The following is a 21,173-nucleotide window of genomic DNA, read 5'->3' on the forward strand; positions in this document are numbered from 1 at the left end:
CCATTGTAGCGGAGAGTTAAGTTGACAACTGATTAATTAATCAGCATTCATTTTAGCGTAAGAAGAGATCGCGCAGATAATGCGGCACCGCATCGTCGATATTAGAGCCGATCACTTCCAGTTCCGGATGCAGATCCTTCAGGCGTTGATGCGCCCCGGCCATAATGCAGCCTTTGCCTGCCATTGACAGCATTTCAGCGTCGTTCATCCCGTCGCCAAAGGCGATGCAGTCTTTGAGGCTGTAACCCATCGCGTTGGCGACCGCCTCCAGCGCATGGCCTTTTGACACGCCGCCCGCCATCACTTCCAGACAGGTGAGCGTGGAGAAGCTCACGTTCACCCGATCGCCCCAGCGCGCATTAATAGCCTGTTCCAGCGGCAGCAGGACGTCATGAGAATGACTGGTGAAGAACACTTTGCTGACGCCTTCCGGCTCCAGTAAACCCGGTTCAAACAGCGAGTAATGGAACACCGCCTCTTTGAAAAATCGCATTTCATCCGGACGATGGCGGTTCATAAACCATTCGTCATCGCGATAGACGTTAGTGATGATATCCGGGTTCGCGTTCACCACCCCAAACAGATCGCTGGCAATATCGCGGTCCAGATTATGGGTAAACACCAGATTGCCATCCATATCATGCACACGCGCGCCGTTGGAGGTAATCATATAGCACTTAATCTCCAGATTATCGCGAATCTGCCCCACATCGACATGATGTCGACCGGTCGCAAAGACAAAGTTAACGCCGCGTGCGGTCAGCAGCTTCAATGTCTCTTTCGCGTAGGGGGATAGGGTATGGTCGGGAGAAAGCAGTGTGCCATCTAAATCAGACGCAACAATCTGATACATATAAAAATTCAACCTCTGAGCAAAGCGGTTTCCGCTGATGAGTTATGCTTGTTGAAAAAATCAACGATAGCCTGAAGCGCAACTGAGCGCATAGCGTCCTTTTCAAAAAGGATCTCATGGTAAGCGCCTTTAATGACCAGCGGATGCCCCCCTTCGACAGGATGGCCCGCTGCGGCGCGGAGTTCACAAAAACGTTCGTGCATGCGGTTATCCACCACACGCTCTTCTTCGGCCTGAATCAGCAGAGTTGGCGTGGCGTCATCGCCCGCGCCTGCCAGCACCTGTTCAGCCGCCAGGATGCCTTCCCGTACCCAGTGAAAGGTCGGGCCGCCGACGCGCAACTGCGGCTCATCGGCATAAAAACGTAAATTACGCCGATAGCGTTGTCGACTGTGCGTTAATAAATTCATGCCAAAGGGCAATGCCCGCCAGCGTCCGGTGCCGATCGCATACCCTTCCCGGATACGCTGATGACCTTCGGCCCAGTCGAGGATATGGCGTACCATCCAGTCCGGCAAACGCATCACAATACCAAACATTGGCGCGCAGAGCGCGATCGCATCGCACTGATGCGGATGGCGCTGCAAAAACAGCGTCGCAATCGCCCCGCCCATCGAGTGTGCCAGAATATAACGTTTACGCCACGGTCCCGGCTGCACTTCTTGTCCCCAGAACGCCGATAAATCATCAACATAGTCGTTGAAATTGTCGACATGACCGCGATTAGGATCCGATAGCATACGCCCGGAACGCCCCTGACCGCGATGGTCAATAATGAGGACATCAAAGCCCAGATGAAACAGGTCATACGCCAGTTCAGCGTACTTTACATAGCTTTCAATTCGCCCCGGACAGATGACAATGACACGATCGTTATGCGCTGCGCGAAACCGGACAAACCGCACCGGCACACGACCGACGCCGGTCAATTCCGCTTCCTCGCGCTGACGCCAGAAGTCTGTCAGCGGCCCCATGGAAAAAGCCGCAAACGCGTTTTCTCTCGTTTCCCAGTCTTTTTGCTGCTGAAACATCGGGTATCCAGCCTCGTTTACCAGGTAAAAATCGTTTTTTTAATCATGTCTGACACAACACCGCAACAGTAGCGTATTGTGGCATATACCCGTCATACTTCAAGCTGCAGATGCGTTGGCTTTCCTCGCTCATCCCCGTCATGTACTCCCTGTACGCGCCTGGGATTTCGCTGCGTCGCCGCCTTTGTGCAACTCGAATTATTTAGTGTATTTAAAGTGCAATCAGGGAGTTTCTCATGACTTTTGAATGGTGGTTCGCCTACCTGCTGACATCCATAATTTTGAGCCTTTCGCCCGGTTCCGGCGCCATCAATACCATGACGACTTCCCTTAATCACGGCTATCGTGGCGCAGTGGCGTCGATTGCCGGGTTACAGGCCGGACTGGGCATTCATATCGTGCTGGTCGGCGTCGGTCTGGGCACGCTGTTTTCACGCTCCGTCATCGCCTTTGAGGTGCTGAAATGGGCGGGCGCGGCCTATCTGATTTGGTTAGGCATCCAGCAATGGCGCGCCGCCGGTGCGATTGATCTGAATGCTATGGCCCAGACCCAGTCGCGCGGTCGCCTGTTTAAACGCGCCGTATTCGTGAACCTGACAAACCCTAAAAGCATCGTCTTCCTGGCGGCCCTTTTCCCACAGTTCGTGATGCCAAAAGAACCCCAACTGATGCAGTACATCGTGCTCGGTGTAACCACTATTGCAGTCGACATCGTGGTGATGATCGGCTACGCCACGCTGGCGCAGCGTATCGCGTTGTGGATCAAAGGGCCGAAGCAGATGAAAGCGTTGAATAAAATCTTCGGTTCGCTGTTTATGCTGGTGGGTGCACTGCTGGCGTCGGCGCGCCACGCCTGACCGGTTGCCGGATAGCAACTGGCACGTATCCGGCACGAAGACTTAGCGCGAAATGATCAGATGGATACCGAACCCCGCGAACAACGCCCCGGCAAAACCGTCGATCCATTTCGCCATACGCTGGTAGCCACGACGCATTTTCGGCAGCGCAAACAGGCTGGCAACCACGGTAAACCACGCGAAAGTCTCAACGATAATCAGCACGAAAATCCCCCAACGCGCGGCAGTACCGACGCTGTCGCCGACAAACAGAGAAAAGACCGAACCGAAGTAGATGATGGCTTTCGGGTTAGCCAGGTTCGTCAGTAACCCTTTCAGGAAACTGCGACCGCTTTGCGCCAGCTCAACCTGCGGCGTGGGTGCCGCGACATCCTGCTTTTTCAACGCGCCACGCAGCATCTGGTAGCCCATCCAGCACAGATACAGGCCGCCGCCGACCATGATAATAGTGTGTAGCCAGGCCATTTTTTCGATGATCAGATGCAGGCCGAGCAGCGCGATGCCCGCCCAGACCATGACGCCACAGGTAATGCCCAGCACGCCCATCATCGCTTCTTTACGCGAGCGGCTGACCGCCGTCTGCGAGACAAAAAAGAAATCCGGCCCTGGGCTCATCAGTGCCACAATGTGCACCATCGCCACGGTGAGAAATAACATTAACATGATGAAAATACTCGCGGGGGAAACAGTTCAGTGAGTCACCATCCTGGCACTTTTTTGCCCGGCTGACTACTCTTCGTCGTCACCATCAACGTGCGCGCGGATCAACGCCATAAACGCTTTACCGAAGCGTTCCAGTTTGCGCATTCCCACCCCGTTGACGCTGAGCATTTCGCTCGCGGAAACCGGCATCTGTTCCGCCATCTCAATCAGCGTGGCGTCGTTGAAGACGACGTACGGCGGGATATTCTCTTCATCAGCAATAGCTTTACGCAGCTTGCGCAGTTTGGCGAACAGTTTGCGATCGTAATTGCCGCCGAAAGATTTCTGCATGACGCGCGGTTTCAGGGCGACAATACGCGGCACTGCGAGTTGCAGGGCGACCTCGCCGCGCAGCAGCGGACGTGAAGCATCGGTGAGCTGTAGCGCGGAATGCTGGGCGATATTTTGCGTAACGAAGCCCAGGTGAATCAACTGGCGGATCACGCTCACCCAGTGCTCGTGACTCTGCTCGCGCCCCATACCGTACACCTTGAGCTTGTCGTGGCCGAGTTCGCGAATACGCTGGCTGTTAGCCCCGCGTATCACTTCCACCACGTAACCCATCCCAAAACGCTGGTTTACCCGACCAATGGTCGAGAGCGCAATCTGTGCGTCCTTCACGCCATCGTACTGTTTTGGCGGATCAAGACAGATATCGCAGTTGCCGCACGGTTCCTGACGCCCTTCACCGAAGTAGTTAAGCAGCACCAGACGACGACAGGTTTGCGCCTCGGCAAACGCGCCCATCGCGTTCAACTTGTGCCGTTCGATATCCTGTAGCTGTCCCTGCGGTTTTTCTTCCAGGCAGCGGCGCAGCCACGCCATATCCGCCGGATCGTAAAACAGCATCGCCTCCGCGGGCAGGCCGTCTCGCCCGGCACGACCGGTCTCCTGGTAGTAGGACTCAATGTTGCGGGGAATATCGAAATGCACCACAAAACGCACGTTAGGTTTGTTGATGCCCATGCCAAAAGCGACGGTCGCCACCACGATTTGCAGGTCGTCGCGCTGGAATTTCTCCTGCACGTCGGCGCGGATGTGATTTTCCAGCCCTGCATGGTATGCCGCGGCGCTAATGCCCCGGCTTTGCAGACGCGCGGCGGTGTCCTCCACTTTCGCACGACTGTTACAGTAAATAATCCCGGATTTACCACGCTGTTCCTGCACGTAACGCATCAGTTGATCGAGCGGTTTAAACTTCTCCATCAGCATGTAGCGAATGTTCGGACGGTCAAAACTGCTGATCTGGATTAAGGGATCGTTCAGTCCCAGCAGACGAACAATATCCAGCCGTGTGGTTTCATCAGCGGTCGCGGTCAGCGCGACAAATGGCAGTGTGGGAAAACGCTGTCTGAGCTGGCCGAGTGCGGCATATTCCGGGCGGAAATCATGTCCCCACTGCGAGATACAGTGCGCTTCGTCCACGGCCAGTAACACCGGATTCCAGTGCGCCAGGTGCTCAAGGAAGTTATCCAGCATCAGGCGTTCAGGAGCGATATACAGCAGACGGATTTGTCCGGTACGACACCCCGCCATCACTTCAAGCTGCTGCTCGCGGGTTTGCGTCGAATTCAGACAAGCGGCCGCCACGCCGTTCGCCAGCAGTTGGTCGACCTGATCTTTCATCAGGGAAATCAGCGGCGAAACCACCACGGTCAGGCCATTGAGCAGTAAGGCAGGGATTTGATAGCAGAGGGATTTACCGCCCCCGGTCGGCATCACGACCAGGCAGTCGCGCCCCGAAACGACGGTGTCGATGATCGCTTCCTGACCCGGGCGAAACTGCTGGTAGCCAAAGGTTTCTTGCAAAACCTGCTTAGCTCCAGATTCCAGATTCAACACTTCCGCCTGCGCCACATTAACCCCGTTCGCTTAAATCAAAACAGGCGCTATTTTCAGCGCCTGAGGGAGAAACTGCAATGTTTAAAACACAATCATCGATCAGAAGATATCGTTGAGCATCACACCCACACCGACGCGCGTCTGATTAAAGTTATAGTCGATCAGCGATTCGCCATACCCGCTATATACCTGGGTATAGAGACGAATATGCTTCGTCATCGGATAACTCAGCCCCAGCTCCGCGCCGCCGTAACCGGTATTCCAGTTGTACTGGCCCTTCGCGCTCAGGACCGCATCGCCCAGGTGATAGCCAACCTTAAGCTGATAATAGCCCATGTATTTGGTGATATCTGGATTATCGTCGGTACTGCCGATGACGTACCACGGTTTAACCTCTACCAGCCAGTTGCCATTTTCCGCCATCAGACGCGTGTAAAGACGGTTCCAGCTACGTGATGTCGGATCGGAACGCCCGTTCGAATCATGGTTGTACCCCATTTCCACGTCGCGCAGCGTCCATCCGGCAACGCGGTAATCGGTAGCAAAACCCAGGAACAGCTGCGGTTCATAGTTGGTTTCACGAAATGGTGACGACTCTTTTGTATTGGATAACTGCCACCAGGACTTCTGCGTATAAGAGGCGCCCAGAACCGAATTCGGCCCCATAATCCCACGCCAGATCGGAAACGCCAGGCTCAGCTGGAACTTCACTTCATCTTTGCGGGCATTTTCGGACCAGTTGTAGGAACTGATCGCTTCTTTGTTCATGTCGCTGGTATTGGTGTAGATCAGATAGTTCGTATCGTAGGGATAGAGCGTAAAAGGATTATCATGCTCCTGCAGCATATTGGCGATAATACTGCCCCGCACCGCCGGTGCATCATGAACCTCTTTCACCGTCGCCTCTTGCGCATACGCCGCCAGCGGCAGCAGTGCTGCTGGTAGCAACCAAGCCAGAATCGCCCGCATTCTTGTTGTTCTCCTGAACGAAAGATTTTTGATTTGTCTATTATTCTGCCAACCATTTTACATATTTACACACATCCTCGTTAGTTATCCCGTCTTAAAGTGGAAAACAACATTTAAGAAGCATAACATCAACATTTCATTAACCAATGGAGTGTTGGAATCGTATGTCTGCCGTACTGACTGCTGAACAAGTCCTGAAGCTTGTGGGCGAAATGTTTGTCTACCACATGCCGTTCAACCGGGCGCTGGGCCTGGAACTGGAACGCTATGAGAAAGAGTTTGCCCAACTGGCGTTTAATAATCAGCCGATGATGGTGGGAAACTGGGCGCAAAGCATACTGCATGGCGGGGTGATCGCCTCTGCGCTGGACGTGGCTGCCGGGCTGGTGTGTGTCGGCAGTACTCTGACGCGCCATGAAACCATCAGTGAAGACGAACTGCGCCAGCGGCTGTCTCGCATGGGGACCATCGATCTGCGCGTAGACTACCTGCGTCCGGGTCGGGGCAATCGCTTTACCGCCACCAGCAGTCTGCTGCGCGCCGGGAATAAAGTCGCCGTCGCGCGTGTGGAATTACACAACGAAGAGAAGCTTTATATTGCCAGCGCCACCGCCACTTATATGGTGGGGTAAAAACAGGTAAACTGTTGTTACATTTCAGACATGAGTTTTCCCGATGGATGCAAAACAAACGCGGCTGGGCGTGTTACTCGCGCTTGCCGCCTATTTTATTTGGGGGATCGCTCCGGCGTACTTCAAGCTAATTTATTATGTTCCCGCAGATGAAATTCTGACCCATCGCGTGATCTGGTCGTTTTTCTTTATGGTGGCGCTGATCAGCATTAGCCGACAGTGGTCGAGCGTAAAAGCGCTGCTGAAAACGCCGAAGAAGATTTTCCTGCTGGCGCTCTCGGCGGTACTCGTGGGGGGTAACTGGCTGCTGTTTATCTGGGCGGTTAACAACCACCATATGCTGGAAGCCAGCCTGGGGTATTTTATCAACCCGCTGGTGAATATTGTGCTGGGGATGCTTTTCCTCGGTGAACGCTTCCGTCGGATGCAGTGGCTGGCGGTAATTCTGGCGACCTGTGGCGTTCTGGTGCAGCTCTGGACCTTCGGTTCACTGCCCGTCATCGCGCTGGGACTGGCGTTCAGCTTTGCCTTTTACGGTCTGGTACGCAAAAAAATCGCCGTTGAAGCGCAAACCGGGATGCTGGTGGAAACTTTGTGGCTGTTGCCTGTTGCCGCCATCTACCTGTTCGGTATCGCCGACAGCTCAACCAGCCATATGGGGCAGAACCCGATGTCGCTCAACCTGCTGCTGATTGCCGCCGGGGTGGTGACCACGGTTCCGCTGCTGTGCTTTACCGGTGCGGCGACGCGCCTGCGCCTTTCTACGCTGGGTTTCTTCCAGTACATCGGCCCGACGCTGATGTTCCTGCTGGCCGTCACGTTCTACGGTGAAGTGCCGGGCGCGGATAAAATGGTGACATTTGCCTTTATCTGGGTCGCGCTGGCGATCTTCGTGACGGATGCGATTTATACGCAGAGACGGGGACGTCGGAGTTAGGGGGGTTGCCGGATGGCGGCTGTGCCTTATCCGGCCTATGATGATGTACTTTCTGTAAGCCGGATAAGCGAAGCGCCATCCGGCATAACCATTACAGCCAGTTCTTCCGTTTAAAGTACAGATACGGTGCCAGACCGGCGAGCAGCATAAAGATAATCGCGCCCGGGTAGCCAAAGCTCCACTTCAGTTCAGGCATAAACTCAAAGTTCATCCCATAGCTGGAGGCCACCAGCGTCGGCGGCAGGAAAACCACGGAAACCACCGAGAAGATCTTGATGATGCGGTTCTGCTCGATGTTGATAAAGCCCATCGCCGCCTGCATCAGGAAGTTCACTTTCTGGAACAGGGATTCATTGTGCGGCAGCAGGGATTCGATATCTCGCAGGATCTCGCGCGCCTGTTCCAGTTGTCCGCCCGGTAAACGCGCCTTGCGGACCAGGAAGTTCAGCGCACGCTGGGTATCCATCAGACACAGGCGGACTTTCCAGCCGATATCTTCCAGTTCTGCCAGCGTCGAGAGGGCTTCATCGTACTCATCGCCCTGGTGCCCTTCCATAATCACCCGACTCAGCTCTTCCAGATCGCTGTAGATGTTTTCGATTTCATCCGCCAGCTGTTCGATTTTGGTTTCGAACAGATCCAGCAGCAGTTCATAGGCGTTACCGTCAACCATGGCCTGGCTGCGGGCGCGCATACGATACAAACGAAACGCGGGCAGCTCACGTTCACGCAGGGTAAACAGGCGGCCATCGCGGATGGTGAATGCCACGGTGGAGTTACCCGCGTGGTCTTCTGCATCTTCGAAGAAGAAAAAGGAGTGGATGTGCAGACCGTCTTCGTCTTCGAAGAAACGGGCGGATGCTTCGATGTCTTCCAGTTCAGGACGGGTCGCCAGGCTCTGGCCCAGCTCAGATTGTACGCGCAGTCGCTCGTCGTCGTCGGGCTCGACCAGGTCGACCCAGACGGCATCAATCAGGGTTTGTGACTCTTCGACTTCCAGCCGGGTGAGTCGGTTATTTTCCAGTTGAAATGCGCTCAGCATGACCGGGACTCCCAATGCTTAAAAATATCGGACAGTTCGGTGGGCACACAGAAACAAATTAGGTTTCAGACCATTAAACAGCCTGACTCAGCGCGACGGGAAAAAAGAGAAGGTCGCTGACAACCGCTAAGGCTATCAGCAAAAAGGGATAGCCTTAGGAGTTGATCCTGGATGACAGGATAATGAGCCAGTATCTACTGGGTGTGTCCAAGGCGAATGTCCTCTTAGCGTAATCGTGCGCGCATGTTACGCCAGCAAAAATTTGCCGTCAACACGCAACGAAACGCGAAAAAGTAATAATTTCCCCTTATGCAGAAAGGTTAGCAGAGGGGGAAATTAAAGTGATAGTTATCTATAAGTTAGACCGTTTCTAACTTCGCATACGCAGCAACGAGCCATTTAATTCCCTGTCCCTGGAAAGCCACCTGCAACCGGCTGTGTTCGCCGCTGCCCTCCAGATTCACAATGGTGCCCTCGCCGAACTTAGCATGGCGCACACGCTGGCCCAGCTTGTAACCGGTGTCGTTTTCCGCCATCGGCGTCCCCATCCGCTGATGGCTCACCGGACGGCTGATCGTTGCACGCAGACGGACCTCTTCAACGCACGCTTCCGGCAACTCACCGATGAAGCGCGACGGACGGTGATACACCTCTTTGCCATACAAGCGACGCGTTTCGGCATAGGTTAGGGTCAGTTTCTGCATCGCACGGGTCACGCCGACATAGGCCAGACGACGCTCTTCTTCAAGGCGTCCGCCCTCATCCAGTGACATCTGGCTGGGGAACATCCCCTCTTCCATCCCGACGATAAACACCTGCGGGAACTCCAGCCCTTTCGCCGAGTGCAGCGTCATGAGCTGTACCGCATCCTGCCAGGTATCCGCCTGCCCTTCGCCCGCTTCCAGCGCCGCATGGGAGAGAAAGGCCTGCAACGGCATCAGATCTTCGTCTTCGTCGTTGTAGCTGAACTGGCGCGTCGCCGTCACCAGTTCCTCTAAGTTCTCGATGCGGGTCTGACCTTTCTCGCCTTTCTCCTGCTCGTACATCATGCGCAGGCCGGAATCTTTAATCACCCGGTCAGTCTGCACGTGCAGCGGCATATCTGCCGTTTCCTGCGCCAGTGCGTCAATGAGTTCCATAAAGCGTTGCAGCGCACTGGCGGCACGACCGGCCAGCGCTTTTTCCTGCAACAGTTCGCGGCACGCCTGCCACAACGTGAGCTGGCGATCGCGTGACGTCTGGCGCACCACGTCCAGCGTCCGATCGCCAATCCCGCGCGTCGGGGTATTCACTACACGTTCAAAGGCGGCGTCATCATTGCGGTTCGCAATCAGGCGCAGATAAGAGAGTGCATCTTTGATTTCCTGACGCTCGAAGAAGCGCATGCCGCCGTATATGCGGTACGGCATACTGGCCTGTAGCAGCGCCTCTTCCAGCACACGCGACTGGGCGTTACTGCGGTAGAGAATAGCGCACTGTTCCAGCGCGCCACCGTTGTCCTGCCAGGTTTTGATCCGGTTGACGACAAAGCGCGCTTCATCCAGCTCGTTAAACGCGCAGTAGAGTGAAATGGGCTCGCCTTCGACGCCATCGGTCCACAGCTTTTTACCCAGACGCCCATTGTTGTTCTCGATCAGAGCGTTCGCCGCGCTGAGAATATTACTGGTTGAGCGGTAGTTCTGCTCAAGACGGATGGTTTGCGCACCGGGGAAGTCGTTCAGGAAGCGCTGGATGTTTTCTACCTGCGCGCCGCGCCAGCCGTAGATCGACTGGTCGTCATCGCCCACGATCATCACTTTGCCGGTATCGCCAGCCAGCAGACGGATCCAGGCATACTGGATGTTGTTGGTATCCTGGAATTCGTCCACCAGGATATTCGTGAAACGTTCGCGGTAGTGCTGAAGAATATGCGGTTTGTTGAGCCACAGCTCATGCGCGCGCAGCAGTAGTTCGGCAAAATCCACCAGCCCCGCACGATCGCACGCTTCCTGATAGGCCTGATACACCTTCTGCCAGGTCTGCTCAATCGGGTTACCGAAACTCTGAATATGATGTGGGCGCAGACCTTCGTCTTTCTGTCCGTTGATGTACCACATCGCCTGACGCGCCGGCCACTGCTTCTCGTCGAGGTTCATCGCCTTAATCAGACGCTTGAGCAGACGCAACTGGTCTTCGCTGTCGAGGATCTGAAAATCCTGCGGCAAATTCGCATCCATGTGATGCGCGCGCAACAGTCGGTGCGCCAGACCGTGGAAAGTGCCGACCCACATGCCGCCCTGGCTGGTGCCCATAATCTGGCCGATACGGTGACGCATCTCCGCCGCCGCTTTATTGGTAAAGGTTACCGCCATAATCGAATACGGCGAGTTATTTTCTACCGTCAGCAGCCAGGCGATACGGTGTACCAGTACGCGTGTCTTACCGCTCCCTGCCCCCGCGAGAACCAGCACGTTGCTACGTGGCGCGGCCACCGCTTCGCGCTGTTTATCATTGAGGCTGTCGAGCAGATAAGAAACGTCCATTGGCACCGCCGCATTAAAATAAGTAGGGCGGATAAGCGTCGCGCCATCCGCCAAAAAGCTGTGTATTTATACAGAACTGCTGGTGATTATATCAGCGAGGTCAGAGATGCCAACTGTGAAATCTCAATATGTGGCAGTAAGCGGCTGTCAAAAGTGTGCATCAAGTCGGCATTTTCCGGTTTAATCCAGCAGGCCTGCAACCCACTGCGGATCGCCCCGGCAACGTCGGTCGTCAGATCATCGCCCACGTGCAGGATCTCGCCAATCGGCACAGTTAACTTTTCCGCCGCCAGGAAGTACATATCACTGAACGGCTTTGAGCGTCCGTCCGGACCGGCCCGCAGCACAAATTCGAAATAGTCGCCGAGGCCGAACAGCTCCGGCTGCGCGTTGCCGTTGGTGATCGCCACCAGCGGCCACTTTCTCGCTAACGCTTTCAGCGTGTCGTGCGTCTCTTGCGGGACATCAATCTGACTGCGCCACTTCGCAAAGTTCATCATCGCGGCATTCGCCCCCGCAACCGCCTCCTGCGCGGAGAGCCCGGCGTTTAGCATGGCACGCTCGACGGCGCGATGACGCCAGCGGGTGACATCGTGGTAAATTTCCGGCTCCGCTTCCCGTACCGCCTGACGCAAGCGTTGCAGATCAGTATTTTGCAGCGTGCGTAGCGCCGGATGGTAGTTTTGCACAAAGGCGAGCGCTTCCTGTTCGGTGCGCTGGATAACCGGACGGTTATCGTAAAGAGTGTCATCGAGATCGAACGTGATCGCCGAGATGGGTCCTGGAGACCGGTAAAAACGCATTATTTCCCCCGTTTGGCGCGTGGATGCGCCGCATCGTACACCGAGGCCAGGTGTTGAAAATCAAGATGAGTATAGATTTGCGTGGTCGAGAGGTTGGCGTGTCCCAGCAGTTCCTGTACGCCTCGCAGGTCACCGCTCGATTCCAGCATATGCGTGGCAAACGAGTGGCGCAGCTTATGCGGATGCACGTGGCTGTTTAACCCCTGCTTAATGCCCCACTCGGCAAAACGCTTTTGCACGTTGCGCGCGGAAATACGGTTGCCCAGCTTCGACAGGAACAGCGCGTCTTCCTCGCTGCCAAACAACCCGCGCAGATCCAGCCAGTGCTCAATCCACACCACCGCATTGCGACCAATGGGCAGGCGACGCTCTTTGCTGCCTTTCCCCATCACCCACACTTCACCGCTGTCGAGATCCAGATGTTTGATGTCCAACCCCACCAGCTCCGACAAACGCAGACCCGCACCGTACATCACCTCCAGCATCGCACGGTCGCGCACGGCGAGCGGATCGTTAAGGTCGATATCCAACAGACGGTTCACATCATCAACATCGATATTTTTCGGCAAATGGCGCGGCGCTTTGGGTGCCTGTACCCCTTTCGCCGGATTGGCTTTCAGCTTGCCTTCGCTAACCATCCAGTCGAAGAAGCTGCGCAGAGCAGAGAGGCGTAGCGCAAGACTCGCAGGGCCAAGTCCTTTACGGCGGCTGCGCACCGCGAAACTGCGCACCATTGCAGCGTCACATTGTTGCCAGCTTTGTAGTCCGGTTTCGCCGGCTAAAGCGATGATGGCATCAAGCTGACGCTGATAGTTTTTCAGCGTGATGGGGCTAAGCTGGCGTTCTACGCCCAGATAGCGCAGAAATCGGGTGACATCGGTGGCAAAGTCCGTCATACGCGTTCAATCCAGCGCTCCAGCAGATCCGGCATCATTAGCGCGATTTCATGCAGGAGTTGCGTTCCCTGGCCTGCCTGATAGTGATGCGTGTCGCGGCTGCTGAACAAAATGACGCCCAAATCGCCGTCACGTCCCAGCATCGACATCGCCACCGAACCAATCGCCTTCGCCTCCGGCAACACCACCAGCAATTCCGGACCGTTTAAGGTGCCCAGATAGTGCTGCTCCTGCCCCAGCCGCTGAATACGCAGCGGTTCGAAGGCCTGGCGGCTTAACGCCAGATGGGTATAGCTTGACGGCGCGCCGAGACGCCAGCGATCGGGAAACAGGCGCACCGTGGCACCGGCAAGGCCCAGTTCACGCGCCCAGCGATGAAAGCGCATCAGCATATCGTCCAGGCTGGTCGCGGCAACCAGACGTCCCTGCAAATGCAACAGGCGATAAAACAGGCTTTCGTTGGCATTCGCCTGCGCCATCAACAGCGACATATTTTCTTCAAGGACGTTAATGTGATTACGCGCGCGGGCCATGTGCCACTCAACGAGCGAGACAGTGCCCCGCACCGGGTGCGGCACCCGCATCGCTTCCACGGCATGCGCATTGCGGATAAAAAACTCAGGGTTTTTCTGCAGATAGTCGACGACCGCCCGGTCATCGAGTTCCGTAAGCGTTTCCTGTAGTTCTTCCCCTGGCTGCTTCATAGATGGATAAACCCGTCATAGACATGTGCCGCCGGGCCAGTCATGTATAACGGATGACCCGGACCTTTCCAGGCGATATCAAGGCGACCGCCCGGTAATTCCACGCGGACCTCTTCCGCCAGCAAACCTTGCTGAATGCCGACGGCGACGGCCGCGCACGCGCCGCTCCCACAGGCCTGTGTCTCTCCCGCGCCGCGCTCATAAACGCGTAGGCGAATATGCTCGCGTTTCATGATCTGCATAAAACCGATATTGGCCCGTTCAGGAAAACGTTCGTGACTTTCCAGAATCGGTCCCAGCGTTTCCACCGCCGCCGTATCAACATCGTCGACCTGAATCACACAGTGCGGATTACCCATTGAAACGACACCGCACAATATTGTCTGTTCCGCCGCTCGCATAATATAGGTCTTTTCCGCTTTGTTAGCGCGAAAAGGCACCTGCGATGGCTCAAAATTGGGTTCACCCATGTTGACGCGCACCAGCTCATCGTCCGTCACGCTCAACACCATCCGCCCATTCGCCGTACTGACGCGAATATCACGTTTGTTGGTTAACCCCTTGAGGCGCACAAAACGGGCAAAACAGCGCGCGCCGTTACCACACTGCGACACTTCACTGCCGTCGGCATTAAAAATTCGGTAATGAAAATCCAGCTCAGGATCGTACGGAGGTTCAACCACCAGCAGTTGATCAAACCCCACCCCCAGATGCCTGTCAGATAAACGACGGATCAATTCTGGCGAAAAAAAGACATTCTGCGTTACCGCGTCGACGACCATAAAATCGTTGCCAAGGCCATGCATTTTAGAGAATTGCATTATTCACTCCGTTCACGCGGGTACAGAAACACACCGTCAGTAGTTCACCTGGGAAGGCCCATCTCCCGTGGCACGATCGTTTTGATCGGGCGTGGTGGATTGCGTTTGTGTATCAACCGGTTTAGTCGGCGGCGGTGCATTTTTATCAGCCGGAGGGAAATAGAGCGGCCCTTTAAGGCCACAACCCGTCAGGCTGAACAGAGTGAGAAGAACAGCGAGTGCCTGAAACACGTTTTTCATTATGGATTGCCTGTAAGTTCATACTTTCTGTTTTCTATCATCGCAGGAGAAGGCGTAAAAGCAAGAGTTTGCCTGTAATCTGCAACGCGATTTGTTTCAGGTTATACTGCCGCCATCACGAAAAAACGGGAAACGACAATGAACGACAGTGAATTTCATCGCCTGGCCGATACCTTGTGGATGACCATCGAAGAACGTCTGGACGACTGGGACGGCGACAGCGATATCGACTGCGAAATCAATGGCGGCGTACTGACCATTAGCTTTGAAAACGGCAGCAAAATCATTATTAACCGTCAGGAACCGCTGCACCAGGTGTGGCTGGCGACCAAACAGGGCGGCTACCATTTTGACCTGAAAGGGGACGAATGGGTTTGCGACCGGAGCGGAGAAACCTTCTGGGATCTGCTGGAACAGGCGGCAACGCATCAGGCGGGCGAAGAAGTCAGCTTCCGTTAAGTCTTATTTGCCGGATAACATCCGGCAAAACTATCACGAGAAATACTGCTGCAACTGCGGCGTGTCGTTATCCTGATTGGCTGGCGGAACGTTGCCGAGTGATTGTGCGCGGAACGGGATCACCTGTGCGCGCCCGTCCGTATTCACAATCTGATAGAACTGCGGCAGGTTGAAGTTGATGAAACTGGAGCCGTAGGTAAAGCGGTCGTGCGACGAGGAGTAGAAGCGGCTGACGTCGCGCACCAGCTCTTCTTTGCTGCCTTCGCAGTGATGATACACTTCCGCCCGGTTACTCTCGTCCAGAATGTAGATGTTAAAGCCCTTCTCATCACCGGTCTCTTCAAAGAAGAACTGAATGATCCCTTCGCTGGCGAAGCCATCCACGACGGACGGCAGTTTCACCTGATTGGTTTCCACCTGAACTGACAGGCCGTGCAATTTGTTATGCGAAATTGCGCCGTAGAACTCAATGGCGTTTTCCAGCTTCTGTACCGACACATTCAGGCGTTCAAAGAACAGGCCCCATGTCTGACCGGAAACGCGCAGTGCCTTAAAGCGCCCTGTCTCCTGACGAGTACTGGAGAGACGCAGCTCGATGCACTCTGAAACCAGTTGCTGCACGCGGGTACGAATCAAACCACGCAGATGCTGGCTGTAGCAGAACACTTCCACGCTGTCCGGCGGCGCGGCGTCCTGGTGCATTTTGCCCAGAATCGTTTTCAGTGCTTCGATCATCGCCTGTTCGCCGTTGAAATGCAGCGTACGCACTTCATTCCACGAGTTGCGGTACAGCAGATCTACGCTGCCCACCAGGCAATTTTGCTCTTCGCCAAAGCTGAAAACATCCAGCTTACGGAAGTCAAAATGGACCACCTGATTGCGGAATGCCGCCGTCGGGTCATATTCGAGGTTAACGATGATCGCCAGATGGCGAATTTCACACGGGCTGTAGAGCGCTTTCGGCGTCGGCGCAGGCAAACGTAGCGGGAAATGGTGCGACACATCGGCCACCATCTCCTGCAATTTCGGCAGATCGACAATGCCGTTGCCTTTAATAAACAGATGCGTGCGCGACGTCAGCAGACCGTTAAACCACGCCCAGGCCACCAGCTTATTCAGATAGCGGTTATATTCCAGCGGCTGATGGCTGATGATGGAATCCATGTTTGGCGCACGGTTGTAGAGATACCAACCTGAACGGTTGGCGCGACCTGGCGGAACGTGGATAAAGGTTAAGTTCGGTTCAGAGAGGTCCGGCGAAATCTGTGGGTTCACCAGCGTAACTTTACCGGGTAACGCTTCAAACGCGGCGTACAGCTTACGGGTCAGAACGCCAATATCCTGCGGGCTGGCGCTGACGCTGAGATTATTACGACGCGCAAAGCGGATCAGATTACGGTAGCTCTGCATCATAGCATCGAGCAGTTCGTTGTGCGCTTCACGTACCTGATCAATCTTCCAGTTCGCCCGGTTGTCGAGCATGGCCAGACGATTTTCGTCCCATCCCCACTCGCTTACTAACTGACTGAGCACTTCACGACGCCAGCCGACGCAGGCGCGTTCGCGGCTCAGTTTTTCGCAAACTTTTAAGTAGAAACATCGGCGCACTAAATCCAGGCGCGTCGGATCTTCAATCGCCGTGAGGTATTCCGTCACGCGTTCCAGCATCATGCAGTACGGGTCAAGACCAAACGAGACGATCTCGCCGTCATGCAGGCGCTGTTTAATGTCTTTCGCCAACAGGCGTGGATTGGGGTATTCCCAGGAGTAGGCTTCCAGCAACAGCGTTTTCAGCACCGCCTTGTACGGTGAATCGATACTTTTATACAGTTGCCAGAGGCTGGCGCCAAAGTACTCTTCAGCGGAGAGCGAGCTTAATCCGCCCAGGTCCAGCCATTCATTTGGCGTGAGCACACCCTGAGCGTAGAGCGTCATAACGTAGTCGTCGTAATGCTCTTCTTCATCGCCCGGCACCATATTCCACAGAATACGCTTACCGGCGAGACGCACCGCGGTGCGATAGAATTCATCAAGCAGCAGGATATGCTGCGTCGAACCACAGTCTTCACCACCCAGACTGCCGCTTTCGTTATGGCGGAAACGGTTTTCATCAATCAGGAAGAAGCTGACTTCCACACCCAGCGAAGCGGCCCAGCTTTCCAGCAGGCTACATTTACGCTGCAGCAGTTGTCGTTCTTCGCTATCCAGCCAGGACTGGTGACACACCCAGATATCAAGATCCGACGAACAGCTTTGTCCGACAGAGGAGGTGCTGCCCATGGAGTAAACGCCGGTAATCGGCAATTCACCTTTTGGCGGATCCTGCGGCGCCAGACCGCGATACAGTTCCAGTTCGTTCAGATAGTGGCGTTGGGTTTCATCAGGCGTGTAAAAGCAAATGCCTCTGGGAACGTTACCATCGAGGTATCCCGGCATCAGCGGATGGTGATAGTGCAATAATGTCGGCAGAAGACTGTACACCTGCTGGAAAGCAGGTCCCATGGCAGCAAGCGCGCGATCCACACGCAGTTGATTAATGGCATCCAGTCTCTGTTTCAGAGTCTCAATATAGAGGTACAAGACGTATCGCCTGATGTTGCTACCCGTCATGCCGTCGATTGTCGCAGCGCGATCCGCTTACCAACAACCTTCACCATTCGGGATAAACCAAATGACAAAAATAACCGTTACCTTTTACGACCTTTTTTTTGTGCGTTCAGTCGAAAAAATGGCCTAAAACGTGATCAATTTAACACCTTGCTCATTGACCGTAAAGAAAGATGCGCTACATACAAGTGTAGCACCAATCGCTTCGCGTAAATTCTGAAGTACGCCCGGACGGTTTCTCGTCATTAAATACTGCCAGCCGCAACACAGCGTCTTATCCTTGACTTACCTTTGACCGTAACACTGACATCCCACTTGTAAGGATGTTAGGATGAACCACGGACGATAATGACGGTAACAAGCATGTTAGACAATGTTTTAAGAATTGCCACACGCCAAAGCCCCCTCGCGCTCTGGCAGGCACATTATGTCAAAGACGCTCTGATGGCGAGCCATCCCGGCCTGGTCGTGGAGCTGGTGCCTATGGTGACGCGTGGTGATGTCATTCTTGATACCCCACTGGCGAAAGTAGGCGGCAAAGGTCTGTTCGTAAAAGAGCTGGAAGTTGCGCTGCTCGAAAAACGTGCCGACATCGCGGTGCACTCAATGAAAGATGTTCCGGTTGAATTTCCGGAAGGTCTGGGACTGGTTACTATCTGTGAGCGCGACGATCCGCGCGACGCCTTTGTCTCGAACACATATAACACCCTTGATGAACTGCCTGCCGGCAGCATCGTGGGCACCTCCAGTTTGCGTCGCCAGTGTCAGCTGGCAGAACGCCGTCCGGATCTCGTCATTCGTTCACTGCGCGGCAATGTTGGAACCCGCCTGAGCAAGCTGGATAACGGCGACTATGATGCCATTATCCTGGCCGTTGCCGGTTTAAAACGCTTAGGGCTGGAATCGCGAATCCGCACGGCGCTTCCACCAGAAGTGTCGCTGCCTGCCGTGGGGCAAGGCGCAGTTGGCATCGAATGCCGCCTCGACGATAGCCGGACTCAGGCGCTGCTGGCCCCGCTGAATGATGAAATGACCGCCCTTCGCGTCAAAGCCGAGCGCGCCATGAACACCCGCCTGGAAGGGGGCTGTCAGGTGCCAATTGGCAGCTATGCTGAAATCATTGATGGTGAGATTTGGCTACGCGCGCTGGTCGGTGCGCCTGACGGTTCACAAATGGTACGCGGAGAGCGCCGTGGCTCGCCCGATCAGGCGGAGCAGATGGGCATTTCGCTGGCCGAAGAGCTGCTGGATAACGGCGCGCGCGCGATTCTGACCGAGGTTTATAACGGAGAATCCCCCGCATGAGTATCCTGGTCACCCGCCCGTCTCCCGCAGGGGAAGCGTTAGTGAGCCGTCTGCGCACACTGGGGCAGGAGGCCTGGAGTTTTCCGCTCATCGAATTTACCCCGGGTCAGGATTTATCGCGACTGGCCGGGGTGTTTTCGACGATCACTGATAACGATCTGCTCTTTGTGCTGTCACAGCACGCGGTCTCTTTTGCCCATGCGCAACTGGAACGCGAAGGGCTGAAGTGGCCGGCCGCCGCGCACTATTTTGCTATTGGTCGCACGACCGCCCTGGCGCTGCATACCGTCAGCGGATATGACATTCGCTATCCACTGGATCGGGAAATCAGCGAAGTCTTGCTACAATTACCTGAATTACAAAATATTGCGGGCAAACGTGCGCTGATCTTACGCGGCAACGGCGGTCGGGAGCTATTAGGCGAAACCCTGGCGGCACGCGGTGCAGATGTCACGTTTTATGAATGTTATCAACGTAGTGCTAAACCTTACGATGGGGCACAAGAAGCGATGCGCTGGCAGTCGCGCGGCGTGACAACGATAGTGGTCACCAGCGGGGAAATGCTGCAACAGCTTAACGCACTAATCCCGCAGTGGTATCGCGAAAACTGGTTACTACGCTGTCGGCTTATTGTCGTCAGCGAGCGTCTGGCGCACCTCGCCCGGGAACTGGGCTGGCAAGATATTAAGGTCGCTGATAACGCCGACAACGATGCGCTACTGCGCGCATTACAATAACTCTCATAATGGGAAGCCATAATGACGGAACAAGAAAAATCCTCCGCCGTGGTTGAAGAGACCAGGGAGGCCGTGGAAACTCAGCCACAGCCAGCTACTGCTGAAAAAAAGAGTAAAAACGGCACTGCGCTCATCCTGAGTGCGGTGGCAATCGCCATCGCGCTGGCAGCCGGTGTTGGACTCTATGGCTGGGGAAAACAACAGGCGACCACACAGACCGCCACCAGCGATGCACTGGCTAATCAACTGACCGCGCTGCAAAAAGCGCAGGAAAGCCAGAAGGCGGAGCTGGAAGGCGTCATTAAACAGCAGGCGGCGCAGCTTGAGCAGGCCAACCGTCAGCAAACTGAACTGGCGAAACAGCTGGATGAAGTCCAACAGAAAGTCGCCACGATTTCCGGTAGCGATGCCAAAACGTGGCTGCTTGCGCAGGCCGATTTTCTGGTCAAGCTAGCCGGACGTAAGCTGTGGAGCGATCAGGATGTGACGACGGCGGCCGCACTACTGAAGAGCGCAGATGCCAGCCTCGCGGACATGAACGATCCCAGCCTGATTACCGCACGCCGGGCTATCACCGATGATATCGCCAGTCTTTCCTCCGTCGCTCAGGTGGATTACGACGGTATCATCCTGAAAATTAATCAGCTTTCTAATCAGATCGATAACCTGCGTCTGGCGGATAACGACAGCGACGGTTCACCGATGGACGCCGATAGCCCTGAGCTTTCCAGTTCAATCAGCGAATGGCGCGTCAATCTACAAAAAAGCTGGCAGAACTTTATGGACAGCTTTATCACCATCCGCCGCCGCGATGATACTGCGGTCCCGCTGTTAGCGCCGAATCAGGATGTCTATCTGCGGGAAAACATCCGCTCTCGTCTGCTGGTTGCCGCCCAGGCCGTGCCGCGCCATCAGGAAGAGACTTACCGTCAGGCGCTGGATAACGTCTCCACCTGGGTGCGTGCCTACTACGATACCGACGACGCCACGACAAAAGCCTTCCTTGAAGAAGTGGACAAGTTGAGTCAGCAGAGCATCACGATGGACGTACCGGAAACGCTACAAAGCCAGGCGATCCTCGAAAAATTGATGCAAACCCGCGTGCGTAACCTGCTGGCACAACCGGGCGCCGCGCCATCTGAAGCGGTCCCCGCCCCTGCGTCTGAAGCACCGCAGGCAGAAACCCCGGCAGCCGCGCCGCAAGGAGAATAATG

Annotated in this window: 21 protein-coding genes; 7 read left to right on the forward strand and 14 right to left on the reverse strand. The window is 55.2% G+C overall.

The genetic code is table 11. The annotated features are described in order from the left end of the window. Positions 1-52: 52 nt before the first annotated feature. Positions 53-853 (reverse strand): sugar/pyridoxal phosphate phosphatase YigL, encoded by an 801-nt coding sequence (gene yigL / locus HVZ37_RS21895; RefSeq protein ID WP_042998819.1) that lies wholly within the window; start codon positions 851-853, stop codon positions 53-55. 8 nt (positions 854-861) lie between these two features. Then, positions 862-1,884, reverse strand: a complete 1,023-nt coding sequence (gene pldB / locus HVZ37_RS21900) for a lysophospholipase L2 (RefSeq protein WP_042998818.1) — start codon at positions 1,882-1,884, stop codon at positions 862-864. A 236-nt stretch (positions 1,885-2,120) separates the two neighbouring features. On the opposite strand from pldB, the gene rhtB reads away from it, so the two are divergent. Next, positions 2,121-2,741, forward strand: a complete 621-nt coding sequence (rhtB, locus tag HVZ37_RS21905; protein WP_042998817.1) for a homoserine/homoserine lactone efflux protein — start codon at positions 2,121-2,123, stop codon at positions 2,739-2,741. A gap of 42 nt (positions 2,742-2,783) precedes the next feature. Here the strand turns inward: rhtB and rhtC are convergent, their stop codons facing one another. The 3 genes from rhtC to pldA all read right to left on the reverse strand — a co-directional run bounded on the left by rhtC (position 2,784) and on the right by pldA (position 6,254). Then, positions 2,784-3,404 (reverse strand): threonine export protein RhtC, encoded by a 621-nt coding sequence (rhtC, locus tag HVZ37_RS21910; RefSeq protein WP_042998816.1) that lies wholly within the window; start codon positions 3,402-3,404, stop codon positions 2,784-2,786. A 66-nt stretch (positions 3,405-3,470) separates the two neighbouring features. Then, positions 3,471-5,300, reverse strand: coding sequence for an ATP-dependent DNA helicase RecQ (gene recQ / locus HVZ37_RS21915; RefSeq protein WP_054176994.1), 1,830 nt, complete (start codon positions 5,298-5,300; stop codon positions 3,471-3,473). Positions 5,301-5,384: 84 nt separating this feature from the next. After that, complete coding sequence (gene pldA, locus HVZ37_RS21920; RefSeq protein ID WP_042998814.1) at positions 5,385-6,254, reverse strand: phospholipase A; 870 nt, start codon at positions 6,252-6,254, stop codon at positions 5,385-5,387. Between the two features lie 164 nt (positions 6,255-6,418). On the opposite strand from pldA, the gene yigI reads away from it, so the two are divergent. Both yigI and rarD read left to right on the forward strand, forming a co-directional pair. After that, on the forward strand, positions 6,419-6,886 hold the full coding sequence (yigI, locus tag HVZ37_RS21925; protein ID WP_181627969.1) for an acyl-CoA thioesterase YigI: 468 nt from the start codon (positions 6,419-6,421) through the stop codon (positions 6,884-6,886). Positions 6,887-6,929: 43 nt separating this feature from the next. Next, positions 6,930-7,823 carry an EamA family transporter RarD gene (gene rarD / locus HVZ37_RS21930; RefSeq protein WP_042998812.1) on the forward strand — a complete coding sequence of 298 codons (894 nt, stop codon included), beginning with the start codon at positions 6,930-6,932 and terminating at the stop codon, positions 7,821-7,823. Between the two features lie 91 nt (positions 7,824-7,914). Here rarD and corA read toward each other — a convergent pair whose 3' ends face one another. The 8 genes from corA to HVZ37_RS21965 form a co-directional block, all read right to left on the reverse strand. Further along, on the reverse strand, positions 7,915-8,865 hold the full coding sequence (gene corA, locus HVZ37_RS21935) for a magnesium/cobalt transporter CorA (RefSeq protein WP_042326126.1): 951 nt from the start codon (positions 8,863-8,865) through the stop codon (positions 7,915-7,917). Positions 8,866-9,019: 154 nt separating this feature from the next. Beyond that, positions 9,020-9,076 (reverse strand): YsgD/CorL family protein, encoded by a 57-nt coding sequence (gene ysgD / locus HVZ37_RS23025; RefSeq protein ID WP_212723238.1) that lies wholly within the window; start codon positions 9,074-9,076, stop codon positions 9,020-9,022. 148 nt (positions 9,077-9,224) lie between these two features. After that, the gene (gene uvrD / locus HVZ37_RS21940; protein WP_042998811.1) at positions 9,225-11,387 is read right to left on the reverse strand and encodes a DNA helicase II; all 2,163 of its coding nucleotides are present in this window, start codon (positions 11,385-11,387) and stop codon (positions 9,225-9,227) included. A gap of 86 nt (positions 11,388-11,473) precedes the next feature. Next, a complete protein-coding gene (gene yigB, locus HVZ37_RS21945; protein ID WP_044267306.1) occupies positions 11,474-12,190 on the reverse strand; it encodes a 5-amino-6-(5-phospho-D-ribitylamino)uracil phosphatase YigB in 717 nt (238 codons plus the stop codon). Continuing rightward, the gene (gene xerC, locus HVZ37_RS21950; RefSeq protein ID WP_181627970.1) at positions 12,190-13,086 is read right to left on the reverse strand and encodes a tyrosine recombinase XerC; all 897 of its coding nucleotides are present in this window, start codon (positions 13,084-13,086) and stop codon (positions 12,190-12,192) included. The genes yigB and xerC overlap by 1 nt, the downstream gene beginning before the upstream one ends. Next, complete coding sequence (locus HVZ37_RS21955; protein ID WP_042998808.1) at positions 13,083-13,790, reverse strand: DUF484 domain-containing protein; 708 nt, start codon at positions 13,788-13,790, stop codon at positions 13,083-13,085. The genes xerC and HVZ37_RS21955 overlap by 4 nt, the downstream gene beginning before the upstream one ends. Beyond that, positions 13,787-14,611 (reverse strand): diaminopimelate epimerase, encoded by an 825-nt coding sequence (gene dapF / locus HVZ37_RS21960; RefSeq protein WP_044258296.1) that lies wholly within the window; start codon positions 14,609-14,611, stop codon positions 13,787-13,789. The genes HVZ37_RS21955 and dapF overlap by 4 nt, the downstream gene beginning before the upstream one ends. A gap of 36 nt (positions 14,612-14,647) precedes the next feature. Then, the gene (locus HVZ37_RS21965) at positions 14,648-14,851 is read right to left on the reverse strand and encodes a lipoprotein (RefSeq protein WP_042326113.1); all 204 of its coding nucleotides are present in this window, start codon (positions 14,849-14,851) and stop codon (positions 14,648-14,650) included. A gap of 138 nt (positions 14,852-14,989) precedes the next feature. On the opposite strand from HVZ37_RS21965, the gene cyaY reads away from it, so the two are divergent. Further along, entirely contained in the window at positions 14,990-15,310 is a 321-nt protein-coding gene (cyaY, locus tag HVZ37_RS21970) for an iron donor protein CyaY (RefSeq protein ID WP_042998806.1), read from the forward strand. A gap of 33 nt (positions 15,311-15,343) precedes the next feature. Here the strand turns inward: cyaY and cyaA are convergent, their stop codons facing one another. After that, the gene (gene cyaA, locus HVZ37_RS21975) at positions 15,344-17,890 is read right to left on the reverse strand and encodes a class I adenylate cyclase (RefSeq protein ID WP_042998805.1); all 2,547 of its coding nucleotides are present in this window, start codon (positions 17,888-17,890) and stop codon (positions 15,344-15,346) included. A gap of 390 nt (positions 17,891-18,280) precedes the next feature. On the opposite strand from cyaA, the gene hemC reads away from it, so the two are divergent. Genes hemC through hemX form a run of 3 tightly spaced genes read left to right on the forward strand, consistent with a single transcriptional unit; the run spans position 18,281 to position 21,171 of the window. Then, entirely contained in the window at positions 18,281-19,222 is a 942-nt protein-coding gene (gene hemC / locus HVZ37_RS21980; protein WP_042998804.1) for a hydroxymethylbilane synthase, read from the forward strand. Then, a complete protein-coding gene (gene hemD, locus HVZ37_RS21985) occupies positions 19,219-19,959 on the forward strand; it encodes a uroporphyrinogen-III synthase (protein WP_044258294.1) in 741 nt (246 codons plus the stop codon). The genes hemC and hemD overlap by 4 nt, the downstream gene beginning before the upstream one ends. Positions 19,960-19,980: 21 nt before the next feature. Continuing rightward, complete coding sequence (gene hemX, locus HVZ37_RS21990; protein ID WP_181627971.1) at positions 19,981-21,171, forward strand: uroporphyrinogen-III C-methyltransferase; 1,191 nt, start codon at positions 19,981-19,983, stop codon at positions 21,169-21,171. Positions 21,172-21,173: the final 2 nt, after the last annotated feature.

It is taken from the genome of Citrobacter sp. RHB35-C17, from assembly GCF_013816795.1.
GTDB lineage: Bacteria > Pseudomonadota > Gammaproteobacteria > Enterobacterales > Enterobacteriaceae > Citrobacter_A > Citrobacter_A amalonaticus.